18 protein-coding genes, 1 tRNA gene and 1 riboswitch are annotated in these 24,287 nt (G+C 66.9%); of the genes, 8 read left to right on the forward strand and 11 right to left on the reverse strand.

The genetic code is table 11. The features are described 5' to 3' along the window. Nucleotides 1–76: 76 nt before the first annotated feature. The 7 genes from purU to LCM15_RS05230 all read right to left on the reverse strand — a co-directional run bounded on the left by purU (nt 77) and on the right by LCM15_RS05230 (nt 8,788). On the reverse strand, nt 77–961 hold the full coding sequence (gene purU, locus LCM15_RS05200; protein WP_224853862.1) for a formyltetrahydrofolate deformylase: 885 nt from the start codon (nt 959–961) through the stop codon (nt 77–79). A 22-nt stretch (nt 962–983) separates the two neighbouring features. Further along, nucleotides 984–2,393 (reverse strand): L-serine ammonia-lyase, encoded by a 1,410-nt coding sequence (locus LCM15_RS05205; RefSeq protein ID WP_224853866.1) that lies wholly within the window; start codon nt 2,391–2,393, stop codon nt 984–986. Between the two features lie 107 nt (nt 2,394–2,500). Continuing rightward, the gene (locus LCM15_RS05210; RefSeq protein WP_224853869.1) at nt 2,501–3,055 is read right to left on the reverse strand and encodes a sarcosine oxidase subunit gamma; all 555 of its coding nucleotides are present in this window, start codon (nt 3,053–3,055) and stop codon (nt 2,501–2,503) included. 10 nt (nt 3,056–3,065) lie between these two features. Next, nucleotides 3,066–6,056, reverse strand: a complete 2,991-nt coding sequence (locus LCM15_RS05215) for a sarcosine oxidase subunit alpha (protein ID WP_224853872.1) — start codon at nt 6,054–6,056, stop codon at nt 3,066–3,068. Further along, entirely contained in the window at nt 6,053–6,355 is a 303-nt protein-coding gene (locus tag LCM15_RS05220; protein WP_224853876.1) for a sarcosine oxidase subunit delta, read from the reverse strand. Before LCM15_RS05220 ends, LCM15_RS05215 begins: the two co-directional genes overlap by 4 nt. Nucleotides 6,356–6,372: 17 nt before the next feature. Beyond that, nucleotides 6,373–7,626 (reverse strand): sarcosine oxidase subunit beta family protein, encoded by a 1,254-nt coding sequence (locus LCM15_RS05225; protein WP_224853879.1) that lies wholly within the window; start codon nt 7,624–7,626, stop codon nt 6,373–6,375. Nucleotides 7,627–7,741: 115 nt separating this feature from the next. Next, nucleotides 7,742–8,788, reverse strand: a complete 1,047-nt coding sequence (locus tag LCM15_RS05230) for a GlxA family transcriptional regulator (RefSeq protein WP_224853882.1) — start codon at nt 8,786–8,788, stop codon at nt 7,742–7,744. A gap of 336 nt (nt 8,789–9,124) precedes the next feature. Here LCM15_RS05230 and LCM15_RS05235 point away from each other — a divergent pair, with 336 nt between their 5' ends. Beyond that, the gene (locus LCM15_RS05235) at nt 9,125–11,686 is read left to right on the forward strand and encodes a GcvT family protein (RefSeq protein ID WP_224853884.1); all 2,562 of its coding nucleotides are present in this window, start codon (nt 9,125–9,127) and stop codon (nt 11,684–11,686) included. Nucleotides 11,687–11,966: 280 nt separating this feature from the next. On the opposite strand, the gene LCM15_RS05240 is transcribed toward LCM15_RS05235, so the two are convergent. Further along, nucleotides 11,967–12,839: a LysR family transcriptional regulator gene (locus tag LCM15_RS05240; protein ID WP_224853887.1), complete on the reverse strand. Its 873-nt coding sequence runs from the start codon at nt 12,837–12,839 to the stop codon at nt 11,967–11,969. Nucleotides 12,840–12,994: 155 nt separating this feature from the next. On the opposite strand from LCM15_RS05240, the gene LCM15_RS05245 reads away from it, so the two are divergent. Next, the gene (locus LCM15_RS05245) at nt 12,995–14,233 is read left to right on the forward strand and encodes an aromatic ring-hydroxylating oxygenase subunit alpha (RefSeq protein WP_224853890.1); all 1,239 of its coding nucleotides are present in this window, start codon (nt 12,995–12,997) and stop codon (nt 14,231–14,233) included. Nucleotides 14,234–14,239: 6 nt separating this feature from the next. Then, a complete protein-coding gene (locus LCM15_RS05250; RefSeq protein ID WP_224853893.1) occupies nt 14,240–15,322 on the forward strand; it encodes a hybrid-cluster NAD(P)-dependent oxidoreductase in 1,083 nt (360 codons plus the stop codon). Between the two features lie 31 nt (nt 15,323–15,353). Here the strand turns inward: LCM15_RS05250 and LCM15_RS05255 are convergent, their stop codons facing one another. Continuing rightward, nucleotides 15,354–16,394 carry a GlxA family transcriptional regulator gene (locus LCM15_RS05255; protein WP_224853895.1) on the reverse strand — a complete coding sequence of 347 codons (1,041 nt, stop codon included), beginning with the start codon at nt 16,392–16,394 and terminating at the stop codon, nt 15,354–15,356. A 788-nt stretch (nt 16,395–17,182) separates the two neighbouring features. Next, a riboswitch (cobalamin riboswitch) is annotated at nt 17,183–17,376 on the forward strand. A 101-nt stretch (nt 17,377–17,477) separates the two neighbouring features. Between LCM15_RS05255 and nrdH the strand changes: the two genes are divergently transcribed. The 4 genes from nrdH to nrdF are packed head-to-tail and all read left to right on the forward strand — an operon-like array spanning nt 17,478 to nt 21,235. Beyond that, nucleotides 17,478–17,702 (forward strand): glutaredoxin-like protein NrdH, encoded by a 225-nt coding sequence (nrdH, locus tag LCM15_RS05260; RefSeq protein WP_007797878.1) that lies wholly within the window; start codon nt 17,478–17,480, stop codon nt 17,700–17,702. Nucleotides 17,703–17,705: 3 nt separating this feature from the next. After that, nucleotides 17,706–18,119 carry a class Ib ribonucleoside-diphosphate reductase assembly flavoprotein NrdI gene (nrdI, locus tag LCM15_RS05265; protein WP_224853899.1) on the forward strand — a complete coding sequence of 138 codons (414 nt, stop codon included), beginning with the start codon at nt 17,706–17,708 and terminating at the stop codon, nt 18,117–18,119. Further along, nucleotides 18,104–20,227 carry a class 1b ribonucleoside-diphosphate reductase subunit alpha gene (nrdE, locus tag LCM15_RS05270; protein WP_224853902.1) on the forward strand — a complete coding sequence of 708 codons (2,124 nt, stop codon included), beginning with the start codon at nt 18,104–18,106 and terminating at the stop codon, nt 20,225–20,227. Before nrdI ends, nrdE begins: the two co-directional genes overlap by 16 nt. Nucleotides 20,228–20,260: 33 nt before the next feature. Next, a complete protein-coding gene (nrdF, locus tag LCM15_RS05275) occupies nt 20,261–21,235 on the forward strand; it encodes a class 1b ribonucleoside-diphosphate reductase subunit beta (protein WP_224853904.1) in 975 nt (324 codons plus the stop codon). 230 nt (nt 21,236–21,465) lie between these two features. Here the strand turns inward: nrdF and LCM15_RS05280 are convergent. Then, nucleotides 21,466–21,541 (reverse strand) — tRNA-Thr (locus tag LCM15_RS05280). Between the two features lie 49 nt (nt 21,542–21,590). Further along, nucleotides 21,591–23,249: an ABC transporter permease gene (locus LCM15_RS05285; protein ID WP_224853906.1), complete on the reverse strand. Its 1,659-nt coding sequence runs from the start codon at nt 23,247–23,249 to the stop codon at nt 21,591–21,593. A gap of 93 nt (nt 23,250–23,342) precedes the next feature. Here LCM15_RS05285 and LCM15_RS05290 point away from each other — a divergent pair, with 93 nt between their 5' ends. Continuing rightward, nucleotides 23,343–24,224 (forward strand): hypothetical protein, encoded by an 882-nt coding sequence (locus LCM15_RS05290; RefSeq protein ID WP_224853908.1) that lies wholly within the window; start codon nt 23,343–23,345, stop codon nt 24,222–24,224. The last annotated feature ends 63 nt before the right edge of the window (nt 24,225–24,287 follow it).

Here is a 24,287-nt window from a genome sequence, read left to right on the forward strand (position 1 = left end):
TCTTCTTCTGGCCAAAAATATCCCGGGGGAGTCCGCGGCACGCGGACGGGGGCAGCGCCCCCTCACACGGCTGGGCTCAGCCCATGCGTTCGGAGGCGTATTCCCCGGGCGAGGCCGGGAACACCACGGTCTTGTCGCCATTGAGAAACACCCGGCGGTGCATGTGCGCGTGGATCGCGCGGGACAGCACCTGGCTTTCCACATCGCGCCCGAGCGAGACGTAGTCCGAGGGGCTCTGGGCATGGGTCACCCGCACCGTGTCCTGCTCGATGATCGGGCCTTCATCCAGATCTGCGGTCACGTAGTGCGAGGTCGCGCCGATCAGCTTCACGCCGCGCTCGAACGCCTGCTTGTAGGGGTTCGCGCCCTTGAAGGAGGGAAGGAACGAGTGGTGGATGTTGATGATCCGGCCCGACATTTCGGTGCACATCTCATCCGACAGGATCTGCATGTAGCGCGCCAGCACGATCAGCTCGGCGCCGGTCTCGCGCACGATGCGCATCTGCTCGGCCTCGGCCTCGGGCTTGTTGGCCTTTGTCACCTTGATGCAGTGGAACGGGATGTCGTGGTTCACCACGACCTTCTGGTAATCCATGTGGTTCGAGATCACCGCCACGATGTCGATCGGCAGCGCCCCGATGCGCCAGCGATACAGCAGGTCGTTCAGGCAGTGCCCGAAGCGCGAGACCATGATGATGACCTTCATCTTCTCGCTCGGGTCGTGGAAGGCGAACTCCATGCCGAAGCTCTGCGCAGTGGCCGCGAACCCTTCCGCCAGCGCCTCGCGGCTCTTGCCCTGCTCGCTCTCGAAGCTCAGCCGCATGAAGAAGCGGTCATTGCCGATATCCGAGAATTGCGAGCTGTCGTGGATGTTGCAGCCCTGCTCGGCGAGGAAGGTGGAGATCGCGGCGACGATGCCGGAGCGCACCGGGCAGGCGACGGTCAGGATAATCTGGGACATACCTGTTGGACCTTTCGTTGTCTCAGCATTCCGGCAGGTTGACTGCAATTCCGCCGGTGGAGGTTTCCTTGTACTTCTCATTCATGTCCTGCCCGGTCTGCAGCATCACGCGGATGCAGTTGTCGAGCGGCATGAAATGCTGACCGTCGCCGCGCAGGGCGAGGGAGGCGGCGGAGACCGCCTTGATGGCGCCGAGCGCGTTGCGCTCGATGCAGGGCACCTGCACCAGCCCGGCGGCGGGATCGCAGGTCATGCCCAGATGATGCTCGAGCGCGATCTCGGCGGCGTTCTCGACCTGCTCGTTGTTGCCGCCCAGTACCGCGCAGAGCCCGGCTGCGGCCATCGCCGCGGCGCTGCCGACCTCGGCCTGACAGCCGGCCTCGGCGCCCGAGATCGAGGCGTTGTGCTTGATAAGCCCGCCGATGGCCGCCGCCGTCAGCAGCAGGTCGCGGCAGCCGGTGCGGGTCGCGCCGACGCAATGATCGCGGTAGTAGCGCAGCACCGCCGGCACCACGCCCGCCGCCCCGTTGGTGGGCGAGGTCACCACCCGCCCGCCGGCGGCGTTCTCCTCGTTCACCGCCATGGCGTAGACGCTCATCCAGTCATTGGCCTGATGCGGCTGCGCGAGGTTCATGCCGCGCTCGGCCTGCAGCTGGTCATGGATCGCCTTGGCCCGGCGGCGGACCTTGAGACCGCCCGGCAGGATACCTTCCTGCGTCAGGCCGCGCGCCACGCACTCGTCCATGGTGTCCAGGATGCGGTCGATGCGGTCGTCGAGGGCCACGCCATGCAGCACCTGCTCGTTGGCGCGCTTCATCTGCGCGATGCTGAGGCCGGAGGCTTCGCCCATCTCGAGCATCTCCGCGGCGGTGCCGAAGGGATAGGGGAAGGCGTGCGAGACCTTCTCGTCGTGCAGCCCGTGCGCCCCCGCACGCTGCGCCTCGAGCTCGGCCGCGGTGAGCACGAAGCCGCCGCCCACCGAGTAATAGGTCTGCTGGTGATAGGTGTTGCCGGCGTCGTCATAGGCCTTGAGCACCATGCCGTTGGAATGGCCCGGAAGCGGCGGGCCGAAATCGAACACCAGATCGTTCTGGGTGTCGAATACCAGCGGCTCGAGCCCGTCGGGATGCACTTTGCCCTCGCGGCGCACGGTCTCTTCCAGTTCTTCGGCCTTGTCGGGGTCGAGGGTCTCGGGCGACAGGCCGCAGAACCCGAGGATCACCGCCCGGTCGGTGGCGTGGCCCTTGCCGGTCCAGGCCAGAGAGCCGTGCAGGCTCGCGCCCAGCCGGTGCACCCTGCCGGCGCCGGGGATCTTCTCGGCCCCGCCCCGCAGGTCCTCGAGAAAGCGCGCCGCGGCGACCATCGGGCCCATCGTGTGAGACGACGAGGGGCCAATCCCGATCTTGAAGACGTCGAAGACCGACAGGAACATCGCTGCTCTCCTTGCATGGCTTGCGCCGGCGGGAACGGAAAGGGGCCGAAGGCCGAGGGTGCCGGACGAGATGAAGTCTATCCCGTCCAGCCTGCGCGTCTACCGGATCAGTGGCGTTCCGCCGCCAGCTCGCGGCAGCCGATCGCCAGCAGCTCGTAGACGTGCGGCGCGAAGCTGTTCCACACATCCATGCGGAAGCTGCTCTCGCCATCGCGCCAGAGCACGACCGTCACACCGTCAAAGGCGGTGCGCCGACCCGCCCCGGGCTGGATCGTGTCTATGTTGCGCGGGCAGCCCAGCGTCAGCAGTTCCGCGGCGCGCGCGCCCTCGATCACGAGGGTGACTTCGCGGCCCGTCACGTCGACGAGGCTGTGCGGGTGGCTGTCGTAGAGCGCGGCCATCTCCGCGACCACCCCGGAGACATCGCCGTGGCGGCTGTGCAGGATCCATTCGTCCGGGCCGAGGCGCATCGCCTCGAGCGCGTCGGAGGACGACCGGCTGCCGATGTGACCGCCGAGCGACAGGCCGAGCGCCGCCTCGAAGGGCGCGAGATCGCCGCGGGCGCGCAGCGACAGGCGCGTGCAGGGCATCGCGGCCGAGACGCTGGCGGCCGAGGTCTCGACCAGCGTGCCGGGGGTGAAGGACGATACGGGTGCGTTCATGCTCTTCTCCTCAGATCTTCAGACGGGCGTTTTCGGGATCGACGAAGATCGTCGAGGTGATCTTGGCGGCGATGGTGCGGTCGGGCATCGGGATGTGGACGGTCTCGCCCACGCGGGACTGCCCGCCCTCGACCAGCGCCAGCGCGATGGGCCGGCCGGAGGTGCCCACGTCGTAGGACGAGGTCACGTGGCCGACCATCTTCATCGGCGTCGGCTGGTTCGGGTCGAAGACGATCTGCGCCCCTTCCTCGAGCTTCGAGTTGTCCTCGGTCAGCAGGCCCACGAGCTGCTTGCGGCCCTCCGCCACGAGGTCGGGACGGGCCAGACCGCGCTTGCCGACGAAGTCGGGCTTGTTCTTGCCCACGGCCCAGCCCATGCCCGCATCGTAGGGCGTGACGGTGCCGTCGGTGTCCTGACCGACGATGATGTAGCCCTTCTCAGCGCGCAGCACGTGCATGGTCTCGGTGCCGTAGGCGGTGATGCCGTATTGCTGGCCCGCCTCCCACAGCGCTTCCCAGAGCTTGCGGCCCATCGGCGCCGGCACGTTGACCTCGAAGCCGATCTCGCCGGTGAAGCTGACGCGGAACAGCCGTGCCGGCATCCCAGCGACGGTGCATTCCACGCAGGACATGTGCGGGAAGGCCTCGTCGGTCAGCTCGACGCCCTCGACCAGCGGCGCCAGCAGCTTGGCGGCGTTGGGGCCGTTGAGCGCCACGGTCGACCATTGCTCGGTGGTCGAGGTGAGCCAGACGTTGAGGTCGGGCCACTCGGTCTGGAGGTAGTCCTCCATCATGTTGAGCACCCGGGCCGCGCCGCCGGTGGTGGTGGTGACGTGGAACAGGTCCTGCCCGAGGCGCCCGATCACGCCGTCGTCCCGGATGAAGCCGTCATCGCCCAGCAGCAGGCCGTAGCGGCAGCGCCCCACACCGAGCTTGGTCCAGGGGTTGGTGTACATGCGGTTCATGAACTCCACCGCATCCGGCCCCACGACCTCGATCTTGCCCAGCGTCGAGGCGTCGAAGATGCCGACGCCCTCGCGGGTCGCGGCGCATTCGCGGCGCACCGCGTCGTCCATGCTCTCGCCGGCCTTGGGGAAGTACCACGCCCGGCGCCACTGGCCGACCGGCTCGAACACCGCGCCGTGCTCCTCGGCCCACGGGTCGATCTGGGTCTTGCGCGTGACCTCGAAATGCGCGCCGCGATGGTAGCCCGCGAAGGCGCCGAAGGAGGTCGGCGTGTAGGGCGGGCGGAAGGTCGTGAGACCGACCTGCGGCGGCGCCTTGCTGAGCGCGTCGGCGGCGATGTTCAGGCCGTTCATGTTCGACATCTTGCCCTGATCGGTCGCCATGCCGTTGGTGGTGTAGCGCTTGACGTGCTCGATCGAGCGCATCCCCTCGCGCACCGCGAGGCGCAGGTCCTTGGCGGTCACGTCGTTCTGATAGTCGACAAAGGCCTTTGCCTTGCCGGGGCTGCGGTCGGTCGGCAGCTCCTTGTGCGCCACGCCGGTCCCGGTGCGGTCCTTGGCCACCGAATAGGAGACCTCCGCGCCGGTCTTTCCCAGCGCCGCGACGATCTCGCGGCCCTTCTCGGCGCCGTCCCTGAGCGCGGCTTCGATGCCCCAGAGACCGCGGCTCGCGCCGGCGATGACGCAATCCTCGGGCGTCTTTTCGGGCAGGAAGGTGGTGCGGTCGTCGTCCCAGGCCAGCGAGCCCTTGGTGTGCGAGAAGAGGTGCAGCGAGGGCGTCCAGCCGCCCGACATCAGCACCGCGTCGCACTTGATCTCCTGCCCGGTGCCGACGGTACCGCCGGAAACCGGGTTCACCCGCAGCGAGGACACGCGCAGGCGCCCGCTGGTGGCGGTGGCCGTGTGCGAGAGCTTCACGGGGATGTTGCGCTTGCGCGCCTCGGTCTGAAGCTCCTCGCGGACGCCCTCGCGGGTGTCGACGATGGCCTGCACCTTGGCCCCGGCATCGGCGAGATCGAAGGCGGCGTACCACGCGCTGTCATGCGAGGTCAGCACCACCGGCGACTTGCCCACCAGCACGCCGTAGCGGTTTAGGAAGGTCTGCGCCGAGCCCGCCAGCATCACGCCGGGGCGGTCGTTGCCGTGGAACACCAGCGGCTTCTCGAGCGCGCCCTGCGCCAGCACGACCTGCTCGGCCCGCACCCGCCACATGCGCTCGCGCGGGGTATCGTCGGGCAGCTTCGGCAGGTGATCGGTGAGCTTCTGCACAAGGCCGATCATGTTCTGGTGGTAGTAGCCGATGGCGGTGGTGCGGGTCATGATCCGGACGCCGAGCGCCTCGAGTTCCTTGACCTCGGCGGCAAGCCAGTCCCACGCCGGCTGCCCCGAGATCTCGGCCTGCGGTTCCGACAGCAGCGTGCCGCCGGCTTCCGGGTTCTCGTCGACGAGCACGACCTTGAGCCCGTCGACCGCAGCGGCGCGCGCCGCGGCAAGGCCGGTCGGGCCTGCGCCGACGATCAGCACGTCGCAATGCAGGTAGCGCGAGGCGTAGTGGTCGGGATCTTCCTCGGTGGGCGACACGCCGAGACCGGCGGCAGCGCGGATGAACGGCTCGTAGACCTTGTCCCAGAAGCTCTTGGGCCACATGAAGGTCTTGTAGTAGAAGCCGGCCGAGAACAGCATGTAGGCGGCATCGTTCACCGCGCCCACGTCGAACTTGAGGCTCGGGTACTTGTTCTGCGAGCTGGTCTCGAGCCCTTCCCAGATCTCCTGCACCGTGGCGCGGGTGTTGGGCTCGAAGCGGCCGGGGCCGCGGCGGGTGCCGATCAGCGCGTTGGGCTCTTCGCTGCCCGCGGCCACGGCACCGCGCGGGCGGTGATACTTGAACGAGCGGCCCATGAGGTGCACGCCGTGCGCCAGCAGCGCCGAGGCGACGGTGTCGCCGCGCCCGCCGGTATAGCTCTTGCCGTCGAAGGTGAAGGTGACCGGGCGCGAGGTGTCGACGCGACCGCGGCCGGAAACGCGATACTGGCTCATTTCTGGCCCTCCGTCAGGCTGGCGAGATCGGGGCGCGGGGCGCCTGCCTCGTAGGTGGTGAGGAACTTGTCCGACACGGTGTCGCGCACCGCGTTGAAGTAGCGGCCACAGCCGTGGAAGTGCCGCCAGCGTTCGTAATGCGGGCCCTTCACGTTGGCGCGGATGAAGAGGAACTCCTCCCACTGGTCATCGCTCTGGCTGGACGGATCCTCGGCACGGACGATGTGGGCCTGACCGGCATAGGTGAACTCGGCCTCGGGAAGGGTCTCGTTGCAATAGGGGCAATGGATCAGAAGCATCGGATGAGACCTCGTTCTTAGTGGGCGACGGCCGCGGCGGCGGCCTCGTCGATCAGGCGGCCGGTGCGGAAGCGGTCGATGGTGAAGGGCGCGTTGATCGGGTGCGGCTCGTCCTTGGCGATGGTCCAGGCAAAGGTGTGCGCCGCCCCCGGTGTCGCCTTGAAGCCGCCGGTGCCCCAGCCGCAGTTGACGTAGAGCCCCGAGACGGGCGTCTTCGAGATGATCGCCGAGCGGTCCGGGGTCACGTCGACGATGCCGGCCCATTTGCGCAGCATCCTCATGCGGTTGAAGATCGGGAACACCTCGGTGATCGCGGCCACGGTGTGCTCGATCAGCGGCAGGCCGCCGCGCTGGCTGTAGGAGGTATACTGGTCGGTGCCCGAGCCGATCACCAGCTCGCCCTTGTCGGACTGGCTGATATAGGCGTGCACCGCGTTCGACATCACCACGCAGGGGAAGATCGGCTTGACCGGCTCCGAGACCAGCGCCTGCAGCGGGTAGCTCTCGAGCGGCAGGCGCACGCCGGCGGTTTCCATCACCACCGAGGTATGGCCGGCGGCGGACACCGCGACCTTCTTGGCCTTGATGAAACCCTTGCCGGTCTCGACCCCTGCCACCGAGCCGTCGGCGTTGCGGCGGATCGCGGTGACCGGGCAGTTCTGGATGATGTCGACGCCGCGCGCCGCCGCGCCGCGGGCATAGCCCCACGCGACCGCATCGTGGCGTGCGGTGCCGGCGCGCTGCTGCAGCGCCCCGCCCATCACCGGGTAGCGGGCGTTGGGCGAGATGTTGAGCGGCGGGCAGTATTCCTTGCACTCTTCGGTGGTCAGCCAGCGGTTGTCGACGCCGTTGAGCCGGTTCGAGTGGACGTGGCGCTTGAAGCTCTGCACGTCGTGCACGTTGTGCGCCAGCATCAGCACGCCGCGGTTGGAGTACATGACGTTGTAGTTGAGCTCCTGGCTCAGGTCCTGCCACAGGTCCACCGCGTGATCGAACAGCCGCGCGCTCTCGTCGTAGAGATAGTTCGAGCGGATGATCGTGGTGTTGCGGCCGGTGTTGCCGCCGCCGAGCCAGCCCTTGTCGATCACCGCGATGTTGGTGATGCCATGCTGGGTGGCAAGGTAGTAGGCCGCGCCGAGGCCGTGGCCGCCAGCGCCGACGATGATCACGTCATATTCGTCTTTCGGCTGGCTGTCCGGCCACTGCTCGGTCCAGTTCTTGTTGCCGCTCAGGGCGTTCTTGAGGAGGGAAAAGGCGTTGAAGCGCGTCATGAGTCGGCCCCCGGCTGCAGAGATGATCGCAGTGGGGTAGCCTGTGACGCCGCCTCAGGCGTGAACGTTTGCGACAGCCGGGATGGAGATCCGCGCCACGTGCAGGATCAATGCGTCACTCGGCCTGCGCATCGCGGCTCTGGCGCAGGGCCAGCGGCGTGCAGCCGAACTCGCGGCGGAACATGCGGCTGAGGTGCGAGCTGTCGCAGAAGCCGCAGTCGAGGGCGATCTGCGCCACCGATTTCTCGCTGGTCTCGATCAGGTGATGCGCCAGCGACAGCCGGATGCTCAGGAAGGCGGCCTGCGGCGAGGTATCGAGCGCGACGCGGAAATGCCGCTCGAGCTGACGCTTGCTGTGGCCGATGCGCTTGGCGACCTCGGCCACCGAGAGCGGCGTGTCGATGTTCTGCTGCATCAGCAGCAGCGCCCGCAGCACGATCGGATCGCGGGTCTTGAAATCGAGGCTGATGCCGGGCTGCGGCTTCTCGGCCTGCAACTGGTCGTCGATGATCATGATGTGCAGGCTCTTGCTGGCCTGCGCCTGACCGACATGCTTGTCGACCAGATGCGCGGCGAGATGCGCCGAGCTGGCGCCGCCCGAACAGGTGAGCCGGTCGCGGTCGACCACGAAGATCTGGTCCGAGACCGGGTTCAGCCCCTCGAACTGCGACAGGAATTCCGAGTGGTGGAACCAGCTCACGCAGCAGCGGTAGCCCTCCATCAGCCCCGCCTGATGCAGGAGAAATGCGCCGGAGCAGACCCCCACCAGCGGCACCCCCTGCCCCGCCGCTTCCTGCAGGAACCGGGTCTGCCCGTCGCTCAGGCTCGGCAGCTCGTCCATCAGTCCGCCGACCACGACGATGTAGTCGAAGCGCCCCGGATCGCCGAGACGCTCCTTGGGCTGCACCGTGATGCCGCTGCTCGACATCACCGCATCCATACTGTCCGACAGCACCGTCCAATTGCACAGGATCGGGCGCGAGCGGTCGCCCTCGTCCGCCGCCAGCCGCAGCACGTCGACGAAATTGGCAAAGGCGCAGAGCGTGAACCTGCGCGACAGGATGAAGCCCACCGACAGGCGGGCGCTGTCCTTGCGCGGCCTGAGCGCGCGCGCCGCGGCGTTCCGGGCGGGGACGGAGGGGGGGCGGGCGGCATGATCCATGGGCACAGTCCTGCGTCGCAGAGGATTCCTGACCCGGTGTCGTAGCGCTCATCCTGCTTTGACGCAATCATCCTGTTTTTCGCAAGCGCTTTGCTGCAAGTCTGCCCTCCATGTTTCGCGCCTGCCTTCCTGGGCGCAACCGCAGGGCAGACGCGGCGCTCCCCCCCTTGCTCCCCGTGCCGCGCCTGCCCTGCCCCCTGGCGGTCCGCCCCGCCCTTCGCCGATCCGGGCTGCGGGTCGTCGTTTTCGATCCGGCGAATGCCGGTCGAGCGCTAGCCACCGATGCCCGCGCATCGGACAGTTTCGACACCCCTCTAAAGACAAGTGGAACGCACCATGTCTTCGTTTCCTGAACGCGCAAACGTCGTTATCGTCGGCCTCGGAGGCATCGTTGGCGCGTCTGTCGCGCACCACCTGATCGAGCGCGGCTGGACCGATATCGTCGGCATCGACAAATCCGCCATCCCGACCGACATCGGCTCGACCGGCCACGCCTCGGATTTCTGCTACGTCACAAGCCACGACCTGCTGAGCACCTACACCTCGACCTACTCGGTCGATTTCTACGAAAAGCTCGGCCACTACTCTCGCATCGGCGGTCTCGAAGTCGCCCGCGTCGGCGATGACGCGCGGATGCAGGAGCTCAAGCGCCGCTGCGATTCGGGCCGCGCCTTCGGCACCCGCGTGAAGATGATCTCGGCCGCCGAGGCCAAGGAGAAGTTCCCGCTGCTCGAGGAAGACCAGATCCAGGGCGCCATGTGGGACCCGGATGCCGGCCTCGTGGTGCCGCGCTCGCAGACCGTGGCGGGCAAGCTGGTGGATGCCGGCGAGAAGGCCGGCAAGCTGCGCGCCTTCGCCAACACCCCGGCGCTCGAGCTGATCCAGGAGAACGGGCGCGTCGTCGGCGTGAAGACCCATCGCGGTACCATCATGTCCGATCACGTCGTGGTCTGCGCCGGCCTCTGGGGCCGCCTGATCGCCGACATGGTGGGCGAGGACCTGCCGGTGATGCCGGTCGACCACCCGCTGACCTTCTTCGGCCCCTATGACGAGTTCGCCGGCACCGGCCTCGAGATCGGCCGTCCGCTGCTGCGCGATCAGGGCAACTCGGCCTACCTGCGCGACACCGGTGATCCCAACACCACCGAAGGCGGCCAGATCGAGTGGGGCTACTACTACGAGAACGAGCCGCGCATGGTGCACCCGCGCGACATTCTCGAGAAACACGAGGCCCGGATGGGCCCGTCGATGCGCGACCTCGAGCTCGAGGACGTGATCGAGCCGCTCGAGCGCGCGATGGAGCTGACCCCGATCCTCGGCGAGCTGGGCTTCAACGAAAGCCACTCGTTCAACGGCCTGCTGCAGACCACCACCGATGGCGGTCCCTCGATGGGCGAGAGCCGCAAGGTGCGCGGCCTGTGGTACGCCGTGGCGATCTGGGTCAAGGACGCGCCCGGCATGGCCAAGCTCATCGTCGACTGGATGACCGACGGGCGCACGCATATCGATCACAACAGCATCGATTACGCGCGATTCCAGGACTACCAGCTCACCGAAGACTTCATCTGGGGCCGCTGCGAAGAGACCGCCAAGAAGATCTACAACCCGCCGGTCCACCCGCGCGAGCCCTTCGCCAACGCCCGCGGCATCCGCCGCTCGCCGTTTTATGAGCGCGAAGTCGCGCTTGGCGGCTACTTCATGGAGCTGGGCGGCTGGGAGCGGGCGCATGGCTACGCTGCCAACGAGCACCTGCTCGAGAAATACGCCGATCAGGTGCCGGTGCGCGAGAACGAGTGGGACAACCGCCACTTCTGGCGCGTGTCCAACGCCGAGCAGCTCGAGATGAGCGCCGATTGCGGCATCATCAACCTGTCGCACTTCCACATGACCGACATCTCCGGTCCGGATCACGTGGCGCTGATGGAGTATCTCTGCGCCGCCAAGATCGGCGGCGACAACATGGTCGGCAAGGGCATCTACACCCACATGCTCGACGACGAGGGCAACGTGCGCGCGGACTTCACCGTGTTCCGCATGGGCGACCGCTGCCGTCTGGTGAACGGTGCCGATGCCGGACCGCGCGACCTGATGTACATGAAGCGCATGGCGCAGGATCGCGGCCTCGACGTGACCATCGAGGACGTGACCGAGAAATACACCACCATCGGCATCTGGGGCCCGAACGCCCGCGAGAACCTCAAGAAGGTGGTCGCGGATCCGGAGGCCCTCGACATCGAGAACTTCCCCTTCGCGGCGATCAAGCCGATCGAGATCGCGGGCAAGACCGTGATGGCCTTCCGCATCTCCTATGTGGGTGAGCAGGGCTGGGAGCTTCACATGCCCTACGACGACGGCCTCGCCGTCTGGGATGCCCTGCGCGATGCCGGGGTGATGGCGGTGGGTGTCGAGACCTATGCCAACTCCCGCCGCCTCGAGAAGTCGCTGCGCCTGCAGAACGCCGACCTGCACACGCAGTACAACCTGTACGAGGCGGATCTCGCCCGTCCGAAGGTCAAGGAGGCCGACTTCCGCGGCAAGGACAAGCATCTCGAGTACCGCGCCCGCGACAAGCAGCCGGCGATGCTCTGCACGCTGGTCATGCATGACAATACCGACAGCCAGGGTGTGGCCCGCTACCCGGTGAACACCATGCCGGTGATGGACCCGGAGACCGGCGAGGTGCTGATCGACAGCCTTGGCCGCCGGTCCTACACCACCTCGCAGGCCTTTGGTCCGACCGTGGGCAAGAACATCATGCTGGCCTACCTGCCGCAGGAGTATTGCGAGGTCGGTCGCAAGCTGCAGGTGACCTACTTCGACGAGCCCTTCGAGGTCGAGGTGGCGGGCGTCGGCTACGCGCCGCTCTACGATCCCGAGAACCTCAAGCCGCGCAGCTGACGCGGTCCACGAGGACGACTGACCGGCGGGCCTTTGCCCGCCGGTTTTGTTTTGGGCCGGGGGCGCATGGGCGGCGCTTCGTGCGCCGGCTAGTTCATCGCCCGCCTCGACGGGCTGGCAATCGGGTGACGTCAGCGCGGCGTGTCACGATCCTTCGGACGCGGGACGGTTAGACCGAGAGATTCATAACGAGGCCTCGCCCCATCCCGGGCAGGCAATGTCGCGTCGATCGGATCGCCCGGGCCTCCGAGTGTCACGCCGGGGTCGTGCCCCCTGCCCGTCAGATCTCCGCCAGCCAGTCGGCGAAGAGCCGCGCGTTGGCCGAGGCGCGCCCGTGGATTCGCAGGTAGAACGGATATGGCGAGGGCATCTCGTCGGGCACCAGAGGCACCAGTCGACCGCTGTCGAGATGGCTTCCGAGCAACCCCTCCCAGCCCAGCACCGCTCCGACATGATCCTCGGCGGCCTGCAGCGAAATCAGGTAGTTGTTGAGGAAGAACCCCGGCCCCCGCGGCGCCGGCCGGTCGAGATAGGCGAACCATTCCGGCCACTCGGTATAGGGGTTCACCCCGGACTGGGTCTGGATCAGCGGCACGTCCGAGAGATCGGCGAGCCGGGCGATGCCATAGCTCTCGGCGAACTGCTCGGTGCCCAGGGCAAGGATGCGGTCGCGGAACAGCACCCGCGTCTCGTCATCCTCTGCGTCCGGGTCGCCATAATGGATCGAGAGGTCCACGCCCTGCGCCTTCTGATCGTCTTGGATGAGCTGGGATATTGCGACCCCCGGATGCGCCTTCCAGAAGGCGGCCAGCCGCGGGGTCAGCCAAAGCCCGCTCATCGCGGTGGTCGCCGCGATCGACACGCCGGTCCGGTCGTGGCGGCTTCTGATCCGGGTGACACTCTCCGAGATCGTTTCGAATCCCCTTTGCAACGACACGAAGAGCAGCGCGCCGGCCTCGGTCAGTTCGACACCGCGGTATTGCCGGGTGAAAAGCGCCTGCCCCAGTTCATGTTCCAGCGCCTTGATGCGGTGGCTGACAGCCGCCGGGGTGACGTTGAGTTCGGATGAGGCCAGTTTGAAGCTCAAATTCCGGGCAGCTGCTTCGAAACAGGCAAGGTCCCCGAGCGAGGGTAAATCATAAGGCTTGGACATAACTGCGTCGCTTTCGTACTTCGAATGTCGCAAACAAGCGAAAACCCATTATGGCATTACCTAGGCTAAACCTACATGAGGATTTTGCCAATTGCCAAATGCCGACCGGGATGGCTCTGTGCCCCGAATAGCCCTCCCGCGACAGGAGTTTCGCCATGGCCAGTCAGACCGCCCCGCTCTCCGAACTGCTCAGCCAGCACCGTCCCGGCTATGCGCTCGCGCAGCCGTTCTACACCTCGTCCGACATTTTCGAGGCGGATCTCGAGACGATCTGGTACCGCGAGTGGCTGTTCGCCTTCCCGGCCTGCATGCTCGACAAGACCGGCGCCTATCAGCGCCTGCGCATCGGCGCCTACGACGTCATCGTGATCCGGGACGGCAAGGGCGAGATCGTCGCCTTCCACAACTCCTGCCGCCACCGCGGCTCGGTGCTCTGCTCGGCCGCGCAGGGGCGCGTCGCCAAGCTCACCTGCCCCTACCACCAGTGGACCTACGACCTCGACGGCAAGCTGCTCTGGGCGCGCGACATGGGCCCGGACTTCGACCCGTCCCAGCACGGCCTGAAGCCGGTGCATTGCCGCGTCAATGCCGGCCTCGTCTACATCTGCCTCGCCGCCGATGCCCCCGATTTCGAGCCGTTCGCAGAGACCGTCAGCCCCTATCTCGGCGTGCATGACCTGTCGAACGCCAAGGTGGCGTTCCAGTCGACCATCATCGAGAAGGGCAACTGGAAGCTGGTCTGGGAAAACAACCGCGAGTGCTATCACTGCGCCGGCAACCACCCCGACCTGTGCCGCACCTATCCCGAAGACCCCAGCATCACCGGCGTCAGCCCCGACGGCACCTTCCCCGAGAAGGTCGAGAACCACTTCAACCGCCTCGAGTCCGCCGGCGCCCCGTCGCGCTTCAAGGTCGACGCGGATGGCCAGTTCCGTGTCGCGCGGATGCCGCTGCTCGACGGCGCCGAGAGCTACACCGTCTCGGGCAAGATCGCGGTGCAGAAGCGCCTCGGCACGGTGCCCTATCTCGACGCCGGCACGCTGCTGCTGTTCCATTACCCGACCACGTGGAACCACTTCCTGACCGATCACTCGATCACCTTCCGCGTCACCCCGATCGGGCCGCAGGAGACCGAGGTGCAAACCACCTGGCTGGTCAACAAGGACGCGGTCGAGGGCGTGGATTACGACCTCAAGAACCTCACCACGGTGTGGGAGCACACCAACGACGAGGACCGCCGCGTCGTCGAGGACAACCAGCAGGGCATCAACTCGCCCGCGTTCGAGCCCGGCCCATACTCGAAGATCCACGAAGACGGCGTGATCCAGTTCGTCGACTGGTACCTTGGCCGTATGCGCGCCGCGCACGCCCCCGCCACCCTTGCAGCGGAGTAACTGCCCATGACCACCTCCCTCGTCGCCGCATCGGGGCACTGGACCGACGACGAGGCGCTGGAATGCGTCTCCATCCTGCCAGAGACACCGAATGTCATCACTGTGTGCTTCCAGTCGCCCTCGGGCCGGCCGTTCGAGTTCAAGGCCGGCCAGTTCCTGACGCTGGAACTGCCGGTGCCGGGCGGGCCGCTCTACCGGACCTACACGATCTCGTCCTCGCCCTCGCGCCCGCTGTCGCTCACCCTGACGATGAAGGCGCAGGACGACAGCATCGGCACGCGCTGGATCATGGACAACCTCAAGCCCGGGATGACGCTGCGCGCGCTCGGGCCCGGTGGCCGGTTCACCGCGAGCGATCACCCCGGGGACAAGTACCTGTTCATCTCGGCAGGCTCCGGCATCACCCCGATGATGTCGATGGCGACCGATTTCTACGACCGCGGCCGCTCCTGCGACATCGTCTTCGTCAACTGCGCGCGCAAGCCGTCGGAGATCATCTTCCGCGAGCGGCTCGAGCACATGGCCTCGCGCACCGAGGGGCTCGACCTGCGCTGGGTGGTGGCCGAGCGCGACAAGTACAAGCCCTGGACCGGCTACCAGGGCCAGTTCAACCAGCTCATGCTTGGCCTGATGGCCCCCGACTACCTCGAGCGCGAGGTGTTCTGTTGCGGCCCCGAGGGTTTCATGACCGCCGTGCGCGAGGCGCTGGCGGGTCTTGGCTTCGATATGGAGCATTACCACCAGGAGAGCTTCCAGGCGCCCGGCACCCCCGGCCCCGAGCTGGTCGAAGCCCCCATGCCCGAGGACGACCTGCCGGAAGAGGACGTGGAAGCCGAAATCGTCTTCGACATCTCCGGCGTCAGTGCCTCCTGCCCCGAGACCGACACCGTGCTCTCTGCCGCGCGCAGCGCCGGCGTGGCGATTCCGTCGGGCTGCACCTTCGGGGTCTGCGGCACCTGCAAGGTCAAGAAGCTCGAGGGCGAGGTGCACATGGTGCACAACGGCGGCATCACCGAGGAGGAGATCGAGGAAGGCTACATTCTCGCCTGCTGCTCGAACCCGCGCGGCAAGGTCACCGTCGAGCTCTGATCCATCGTCCCCCAAGTCCCGCGTGGCGCGGTCACTCCGCGCCGCGCAGCAGCACGCCCACCGGCGGCTGATCCTCCGCCCGGCCCTGCCCGGCCTGCGCCTTGCGGTATTCCGCCGGGGTCACGCCACGCTCGGCCTTGAGGGTGCGCGACAGGTGCGGCCCGTCGCAGAAGCCGCAGGCCAGCGCCACCTCGGTGACCGAGGCTTCCGACCCGCGCAACCTCTGCAACGCCCGCTCCAGCCGCAGGTCGAGATAGACCTTGAGCGGCGTCTGCGCCAGATCCGCGAGAAAGCGTCGCTCGAGCGTGCGCCGCCCGACGCCAAGCTCCCGGGCCAGGTCCTCGACGGTCTTCGGGTGCTCGAGGTTCTGCTGCATCCGCAGAACCGCGCGCTTGACCAGCGCGTCCACGGCGCGGCGCGCGGTGGCTTGTCCGGGCTGCGGTCGCTCGCCGCTCATCGCCTCTTCGATCATCATGATGTTGAGGCTCTTGATCGCGGCGTTCTGCCCGACATGGCGCTGCACGAGGAAGGCCGCGAGATGCGCCGCGCCGTGCCCGCCGGAGCAGGTCAGCCGGTCACGGTCGACCACGAAGATCTGATCCGAGATCGGCGTCTCGGCCTCGAACTGGTCGAGGAAATCCTGATGGTGGAACCAGCTCACGCAGCAGCGGTAGCCCTTGAGCAGACCGAGCCGCTGCAGGATGAACACGCCCGTGCAGAGCCCGACCAGCGGCACCCCGGCTGCCGCCTGCCGCTGCAGGAAGGCCTGCGCTTCGGCGCCGAGCGCGGCGCTGTCGCCGATCAGACCGCCCACCACCACGACATAGTCGTAGCGCCCGGCATGGCGCAGTCGCGTTTCGGGCTGTACCCGCACACCGCAGGAGGAGCGTACCGCCTCGAGGCTCTCGGACAGCACCACCCAGTCGCACAGGATCGGGCGCGAGTGATCGGCCTCGTCGGCGGCAAGGCGCAGCACGTCGACAAAATTGGCAAAGGCCGAGAGGGTGAAGCGATCCGCCAACAGGAAGGCGACGCTCAGGCGTTTGGCAGGGGTCTTGGAGGGGCTGACCATGTCGACATCCTTCACACCGGGTGGCGCAAATCTACACGAAACGAGGTGTGCGGGCAATGTGGCCTTGGTCGCAGACCGAAGGGCGGAACGGCCCTCGCGCGGGACAAGGCGCTGCAAGCGCCGCCGCGCATCGCCGGGCCGCCCCCGGACCGGCGATTTGGTCGGGCTGGGCGCCGAGCTTCGAGATCTTTCGGATCTGGCCGGGATAAATCGAGGGATTCCACCCTTGGATCGCCGCCCCTTGGCCCGCCGCCGCGCGGCTCCCAAGGCCGAGACGGTGAAAGCGATGCGCAAGCAGAAGGACGACGCTCAGGCGCGTGGCAGGGTTTCCGGAGGGGCTGACCATGTCGGGTGACGCACAGCGACACAAAACCGAGCCCTAGGTAATGTGGCCTTGGTCACAACATTGGCCCGCCGCCGCGCCATCGCCTGCCCGCGGGGTGGCACTCTTCCCCGCGAGCCTCTCGATTTATCCCCGCCAAGTCCGAAAGACCTCGTTCCTGCAGACCGGGCCTCCCCAAATTGCCAGCCCGTCGGGGCGGGCAGGCGATGGCGCGGCGGGTTTCGGCCTTTGCTCCGCGCCGGAGCGGCGGGCAAACCAAGCGCATCGTCGGGCAGACAAGCCACGGCCCCCAGATGCGCCCATGAATCAGGCAACCGCCCCGCGCCGCCCGGGCGAAAAAAATCGCCCCGAAAATCACCCGAATCCCAAGCCTGCAAGGGCACACAAGCGCTTGTGGCCGAAACCGTTGCACAACTGCATATTGACGGGAAAACACCCCCATGATCTAGATATAGGTGCTTCGGGTGCCCGGCGGAATCATCCGCCGGCAAGAGGGAAGCCGGTGAAACGCCGGCGCTGCCCCCGCAACTGTAAGCGGCGCGCGAGACCGATCATGCCACTGGGGCTGCCACCCCGGGAAGGCCGGCCCCGCGGCACCCGCCGCGAGTCAGGAGACCTGCCGGAAGCGACAGGATTTGACCACGAACGGAGGGTTCGGGGCGTGTTACGGGATCGGAGCGGCGCAGGCCGACCCGTCCAAGTCGCGTCCCGGCCCGCCAGCCACAAAGAGGACGCCGCCCATGTCGATCATCGTGTATTCCAAGCCCGCCTGCGTGCAGTGCACCGCCACCACCCGCGCGCTCGACGCCCGCGGCCTGCCCTATGACGTGGTGGACCTCACCGAGGATGCCGAGGCGATGGCCCGCGTGACCGAGCTTGGCTACCGCCAGGCGCCCGTCGTGATCGCCGGCGAGGACCACTGGTCGGGCTTCCGCCCGGACATGATCGGTGCGCTCGCGTCCTGAGCCATGCCGGGGATCGTCTTCTTCTCCTCGGCCAGCGGCAACACCGCCCGCTTCGTCAACGCGCTCGGGATGATGGCCAGCCGCATCCCGGTCTCGCCGAAGGCGGTGCTGCCCGCCCTGCCCGACGAATACGTGCTGATCTGCCCGACCTATGCCGACGGTGAAGGCCGCGGCGCGGTACCCAAGCAGGTCATCCACTTCCTGAACGATCCCGACCACCGCCGCCGTCTGCGCGGCGTCATCGGCGGCGGCAACCGGAACTTCGGAACCACCTATGGCATCGCCGCCGATGTCATCGCCAAGAAATGCTCCGTGCCCCTGCTCTACAAGTTCGAGCTGGCCGGCACGCTCACCGACATTGCCCGCGTCAGAGACGGGCTGCACGCCTTCTGGGGGACCGAATGCTTGACCGCCTGAGCGAGACGCTCGATTACCACGCGCTGAACGCGATGCTGAACCTCTACGACGACGAGGGCCACATCCGTTTCGACGCCGACCGCATGGCCGCGCGGCAGTACTTCCTGCAGCACGTCAACCAGAACACGGTGTTCTTCCACTCGCTCGACGAGAAGCTCGATTACCTCGTCGAGGAGGGCTACTACGAGGCCGAGGTGCTCGAGGCCTATCCGCGTGCCTTCCTGCAGCAGATCTGGGACGCCGCCTTCAAGAAGAAGTTCCGCTTCCCGACCTTCCTCGGCGCGTTCAAGTACTACACCTCCTACACGCTCAAGACCCGCGACGGGAAACGCTTCCTCGAGCGCTACGAGGACCGCGTGGTGATGGTGGCGCTGGCGCTGGCGCGCGGCGATCAGGATCTTGCCATGTCGTTCATGGAAGAGATCCTCTCGGGCCGATTCCAGCCGGCCACGCCGACCTTCCTCAACGCCGGCAAGAAGAGCCGCGGTGAACTGATCTCGTGCTTCCTGCTGCGGCTCGAGGACAACATGGAGAGCATCGGCCGCGGCATCAACTCGGCGCTGCAACTGTCGAAGCGCGGCGGCGGCGTCGCCCTGATGCTGACCAACATCCGCGAGCACGGCGCGCCCATCAAGGGCATCGAGAACCAGTCCTCGGGGGTGATCCCGATCATGAAGCTGCTCGAAGACAGCTTCTCCTACGCCAACCAGCTCGGCGCCCGTCAGGGCGCGGGGGCGGTCTATCTCAACGCCCACCACCCCGACATCCTGCGCTTCCTCGACACCAAGCGCGAGAATGCCGACGAGAAGATCCGCATCAAGACGCTGTCGCTCGGCGTGGTGATCCCCGACGTGACCTTCGAGCTCGCCAAGCGCAACGAGCCGATGTACCTGTTCTCGCCGCATGACATGGAAAAGATCTACGGCGTGCCGTTCTCGGAAATCTCGGTCACCGAGAAATACGACGAGATGGTCGAGGACAAGCGCATCCGCAAGACCAAGATCAACGCCCGCTCGTTCTTCCAGACGCTGGCCGAGATCCAGTTCGAGAGCGGCTACCCCTACATCATGTTCGAGGACACGGTGAACCGGATGAACCCGATCGACGGGCGCATCACCATGTCGAACCTGTGCTCCGAGATCCTGCAGGTCAACGAGGCCTCGGTCTACAACGAGGACCTGAGCTATGCCCACATGGGCACCGACATCTCGTGCAACCTCGGCTCGCTCAACATCGCCAAGACCATGGATGGCCGCGATCTCGGCGCCACCGTCGAGGCGGCGATCCGCTCGCTGACCGCGGTGTCGGAAATGTCGGCCATCGACGCGGTACCCTCGATCCGCAAGGGCAATGACGAGAGCCACGCCATCGGCCTCGGCCAGATGAACCTGCACGGCTTCCTCGCCCGCGAGCGCATCCATTACGGCAGCCCCGAGGGGGTCGAGTTCACCTCGGTCTATTTCGCCACCGTGGCCTACCACGCCATCCGCGCCTCCTGCGCGCTGGCCAAGGAGCGCGGCGAGAGCTTCAAGGGCTTCGAGGCGTCGGACTATGCCTCGGGCGTGTTCTTCGACAAGTATACCGAGCGCGACTGGCTGCCCGAGAGCGAGCGCGTGACGCAGCTCTTCGACGGCATCACCCTGCCCACGCGCGCCGACTGGGCCGCGCTGAAGGCGGACGTGATGGAGCACGGTCTTTACAACCGCAACCTGCAGGCGGTGCCGCCCACCGGTTCGATCAGCTACATCAACAACTCGACCTCCTCGATCCACCCGATCGTGTCGAAGATCGAGATCCGCAAGGAAGGCAAGATCGGCCGCGTCTATTACCCGGCGGCCTACATGACCAACGACAATCTCGAGTATTACCGCGATGCCTACGAGATCGGCCCCGAGGCGCTGATCGAGACCTATGCCGCGGCCACCGAGCATGTCGACCAGGGGCTGTCGCTGACCCTGTTCTTCCCCGCCGAGGCCACCACGCGCGACATCAACCGCGCCCAGATCCTCGCCTGGAAGAAGGGCATCAAGACGATCTACTACGTGCGCCTGCGCCAGACCGCGCTGGAAGGCACCGAGGTCGAGGGCTGCGTGTCCTGCACGCTCTGAGCCCCTCCCGAAACGCTTAGGAAGAGATCCGCCATGAAGGACAATGTCTCCGCCCGCGCCGTGCCCCGCGCGATCAACTGGAACCGCCTGCAGGACGACAAGGACCTCGAGGTCTGGAACCGCCTGACGGTGAATTTCTGGCTGCCCGAGAAGGTGCCGCTGTCGAACGACGTGCAGAGCTGGGCCACGCTGACCGAGGAGGAGCGCACGCTCACCATCCGCGTGTTCACCGGCCTGACCCTGCTCGACACCATCCAGAACTCGGTGGGCGCGCCGGCGATGATGCCCGACTGCCTCACGCCGCACGAGGAATCGGTGCTGACCAACATCGCCTTCATGGAAGCGGTGCACGCGCGCAGCTACTCGTCGATCTTCTCGACACTGTGCTCGACCCGCGAGGTCGACGAGGCGTTCCGCTGGTCGGACGAGAACCCGCACCTGCAGGCCAAGGCCCGCGCCGTGCTCGAGACCTACGCCCCCGAGGCCGACCCGCTGAAGCGCAAGATCGCCAGCGTGTTCCTCGAGAGCTTCCTGTTCTACTCGGGCTTCTACCTGCCGATGTACTGGTCGAGCCGCGCCAAGCTGACCAACACCGCCGACCTGATCCGCCTGATCATCCGCGACGAGGCGGTGCATGGCTATTACATCGGCTACAAGTTCCAGCGCGGGATGGAGCTTGAAAGTCCCGAGCGCCGGCAGGAGCTGAAGGACTACGCTTTCGGCCTGCTCTTCGAGCTGTACGAGATCGAGTCGCGCTATACCGAAGAGCTCTACGACGGCATCGGGCTGACCGAGGAGGTCAAGGCCTTCCTGCATTACAACGCCAACAAGGCGCTGCAGAACCTCGGCTTCGAGGCGCTGTTCCCGCCGGAGGCGGCCGAGGTGAACCCGGCGATCCTCGCCGCGCTCAGCCCCGACAGCGAGAACCACGACTTCTTCTCCGGCTCCGGCTCGAGCTACGTCATCGGCCGCGCCGTGGCGACAGAGGACGACGACTGGGATTTCTGAGCCGGGGGCTTATGCGCCCGACGAAACAGACAAGGCCCGCGCCTCACGGCGTGGGCCTTTTGCGTGGGGCTGGCTTGGATGGCGGTGAAGGGGATCGGGAAGCTCTGCGCGCGATGTGGAAGAGACGGTCCTTGCGAAAGGTGCAGGCTTCGGATTGGCAATACACAATGCACCACGCCACGGCTTACCGTGGAGGAAAGCCGCTGCAAAACAATGCTCTGGGTGGATACTGGTGCCCCCACACGGACTCGAACCGCGGACCTACTGATTACAAATCAGTTGCTCTACCAGCTGAGCTATAGGGGCACCGTGGCGCAAGGGATATGCCAGCCGGCGGGGTGGGTGCAAGCGATATCTAGCGGTTGGCGCGGGCCAGAAGACCGACCGCCGCCAGCCCCACCGCGATCACCAGCATCGCCGCCGGCGCCGCGCCGCCGAGATTCTCGAGCGAGGCCTGCTCGTGCACCCGCGTGGCCAGCGTCTCGTAGTTGAACGGGCGCAGGAGCAGCGTCGCGGGAAGCTCCTTGACGCAGTCGACGAAGACCAGAAGCAGCGCCGAGGCCACCGAGGCGCGGATCAGCGGGTAGTAGACCTCGGCCAGTGTCTGGCCCTGGCTGCGCCCCAGCGAGCGCGCCGCCAGCGCGAGGTTGGGCGAAACCCGCCCCATCGCCGCATCCGCCGCGCCCTGCGCGATGGCGAAGAAGCGGACGAAATAGGCCAGCACCAGCGCGAAGGCCGAGCCGGTCAGCACGAGGCCGATATCGACGCCGGTCAGCGCCTCGACCCCGTCCGCCAGCGCGTGGTCGAACCCCGCGAGCGGGATCAAGATGCCGACGCCCAGCACCGCGCCGGGAGCGGCGTAGCCGATGGTGGTCACCGGCAGCAGCAGCCGTGGCAACGCGCGCCCCGAGAGACGCACGCCATAGACCAGAAACACGCCCCCAAGGACCGTCAGAACCGCTGCAAGGCCGCAGACGGTGAGCGTGTGCAGACCGGCCTGCCAGAGCCGCGGATCGGCCCAGTTCTCGGCGTGCCCGAGCGCGTGATGCAGGATCACCCCCGCGGGCAGCACGAAACCCATCGCGAAGGGAATGGCGCAGGCCAGCGTCGCCAGCCACGCGGTCCCGGCCGGCAGCGGCCTGCGCTCGACGGGGCGGTGGCGCGTGGAAAGGTTGAAGAAGCGCATCCGGCGGCGCGAGCTCTTCTCGAGCAGCACGAGGAGGATCACCAGCGCCAGTACGGTGGCCGCGATCTGGGCGGCCCCGCCGGCATTGTTGCTTTGCAGCCAGACCGAGAAGATGCCGGTGGTCAGGGTCTGCACCGCGAAATAGTCGACGGTGCCGAAATCATTGACCGATTCCATCATCACGATGGCCACGCCCGCGGCGATGGCGGGGCGCGCCAGCGGCAGGCCGACGCGCCAGAACCGCCCCACCACGCCGGCACCCAGCGACTGCGCCACCTCGTCCGAGGAGGCCGACTGCTCGCGGAAGGCATTGCGGGCCAGTAGGTAGACGTAAGGATAGAGCGCGGCGGCCAGCACCACGATGGCGGCGCCCATCGAGCGGATCTCGGGGAACCAGTAGTCGCGCGCGGTCTGCCAGCCGAAGAGCCCGCGCAGGAAGGTCTGCACCGGGCCGGCATATTCCAGCAGGTCGACCAGCGCATAGGCGCCGACATAGGCCGGGATCGCCAGCGGCAGCAGCAGCAGGTATTCCAGCCAGCGTCGACCGGGAAACTGGTACCGCGCGATCAGCCAGGCCGCGCCCGACCCCGCGCAGCCCGCCAGCACGCCCACGCCGAACATCAGCACGAGCGTGTTCGTCATGTAGCGCGGCAGCGTGGTCGAGACGAGATGCGGCCAGATGTTCTCGGCCGGGAAGGCGGCGATCCAGAGCACGGCGAGGATCGGCCCCAGCACCACCGCGGCGATCAGCGCCGCTCCCGTCGACCACGGGCTCGGCCAGCGCGGTCCGCGGGCGGTCTTTGCGGTGCTGCGATCGGCCAGGCTCATCTCGGTCTCCGGTAGGTGCGGCGCGGGGAATGCGGTTTTACTCGGCGCCAAAGCGCTTATAGTCCGGCCGTGCGCGTTTCAAAAGAGCAGGCCATGCAGATCAGTCTTCACATCGGCGTCCACGGTACGGATGACGACCGCCTGCTCAAGGGGCTGCTGCGCAACGCCGACGATTTCCGCAAGGAGGGCGTGGCGATCCCGGGCCCGTCGCGCTACCGCGCGCTGCTGTCGGACGCGCTCAACGGGCTGGGCGACGGCACGCCGACGCCGGAGGCGCGCGAGGTGCTGCTCGACACAATCCTGAGCGAGGACCCGGAGGGCGTCTCGCGGCTCTGCCTGAGCCACGAGAACCTGCTCTCGGTGCCCAAGCTCGCGCTGTCGGGCGGGCGGCTCTACCGCAAGACCGAACAACGCCTGCAGGGCATCCAGAAGCTGTTTCCCGGCGACCGCATCGGGGTGTTTCTCGGGCTGCGCGATTTCGCCACCTTCCTGCCGGCGGTCTACCGGGCGACGCCGCATGTCAGCTTCGACGAGTTCCTTTGCGGCGTCGACCCGATGCATCTGCGCTGGTCGGACCTGATCCGCCGCATCCGCGAGGCGGTGCCGGAGATGCCGGTCACGGTCTGGTGCAACGAGGACACGCCGCTGATCTGGGGCCAGATCCTGCGCGAGATGGCGGGCATTCCGCTCGAGCGCAAGATCATCGGCGCGTTCGACGTGTTCTCGGAGATCATCAGTCCCGAAGGCATGCAGCGTTTCCGCGCCTTCCTGAAAGAGAACCCTCGCATCAACGAGGCGCAGAAGCGCCGGGTGATGACGGCGTTCCTCGAGAAATACGCGCTCGACGAGGCGATCGAGGAAGAGCTCGACCTGCCGGGCTGGGACGCGGCCTATGTCGACATGCTGACCGAGCTCTACGACGAGGATGTCTGGCAGATCGGCGAGATGTCGGGGGTGCGGCTTCTCACGCCCTGAGGGCGTTGCAAAGCCGCCGGGGGTGGAGGGGCGCTGCCCCTCTTGGCGCGAGGCGCCAATTCA

This window comes from Salipiger bermudensis, from assembly GCF_020171625.1.
GTDB lineage: Bacteria > Pseudomonadota > Alphaproteobacteria > Rhodobacterales > Rhodobacteraceae > Salipiger > Salipiger bermudensis_B.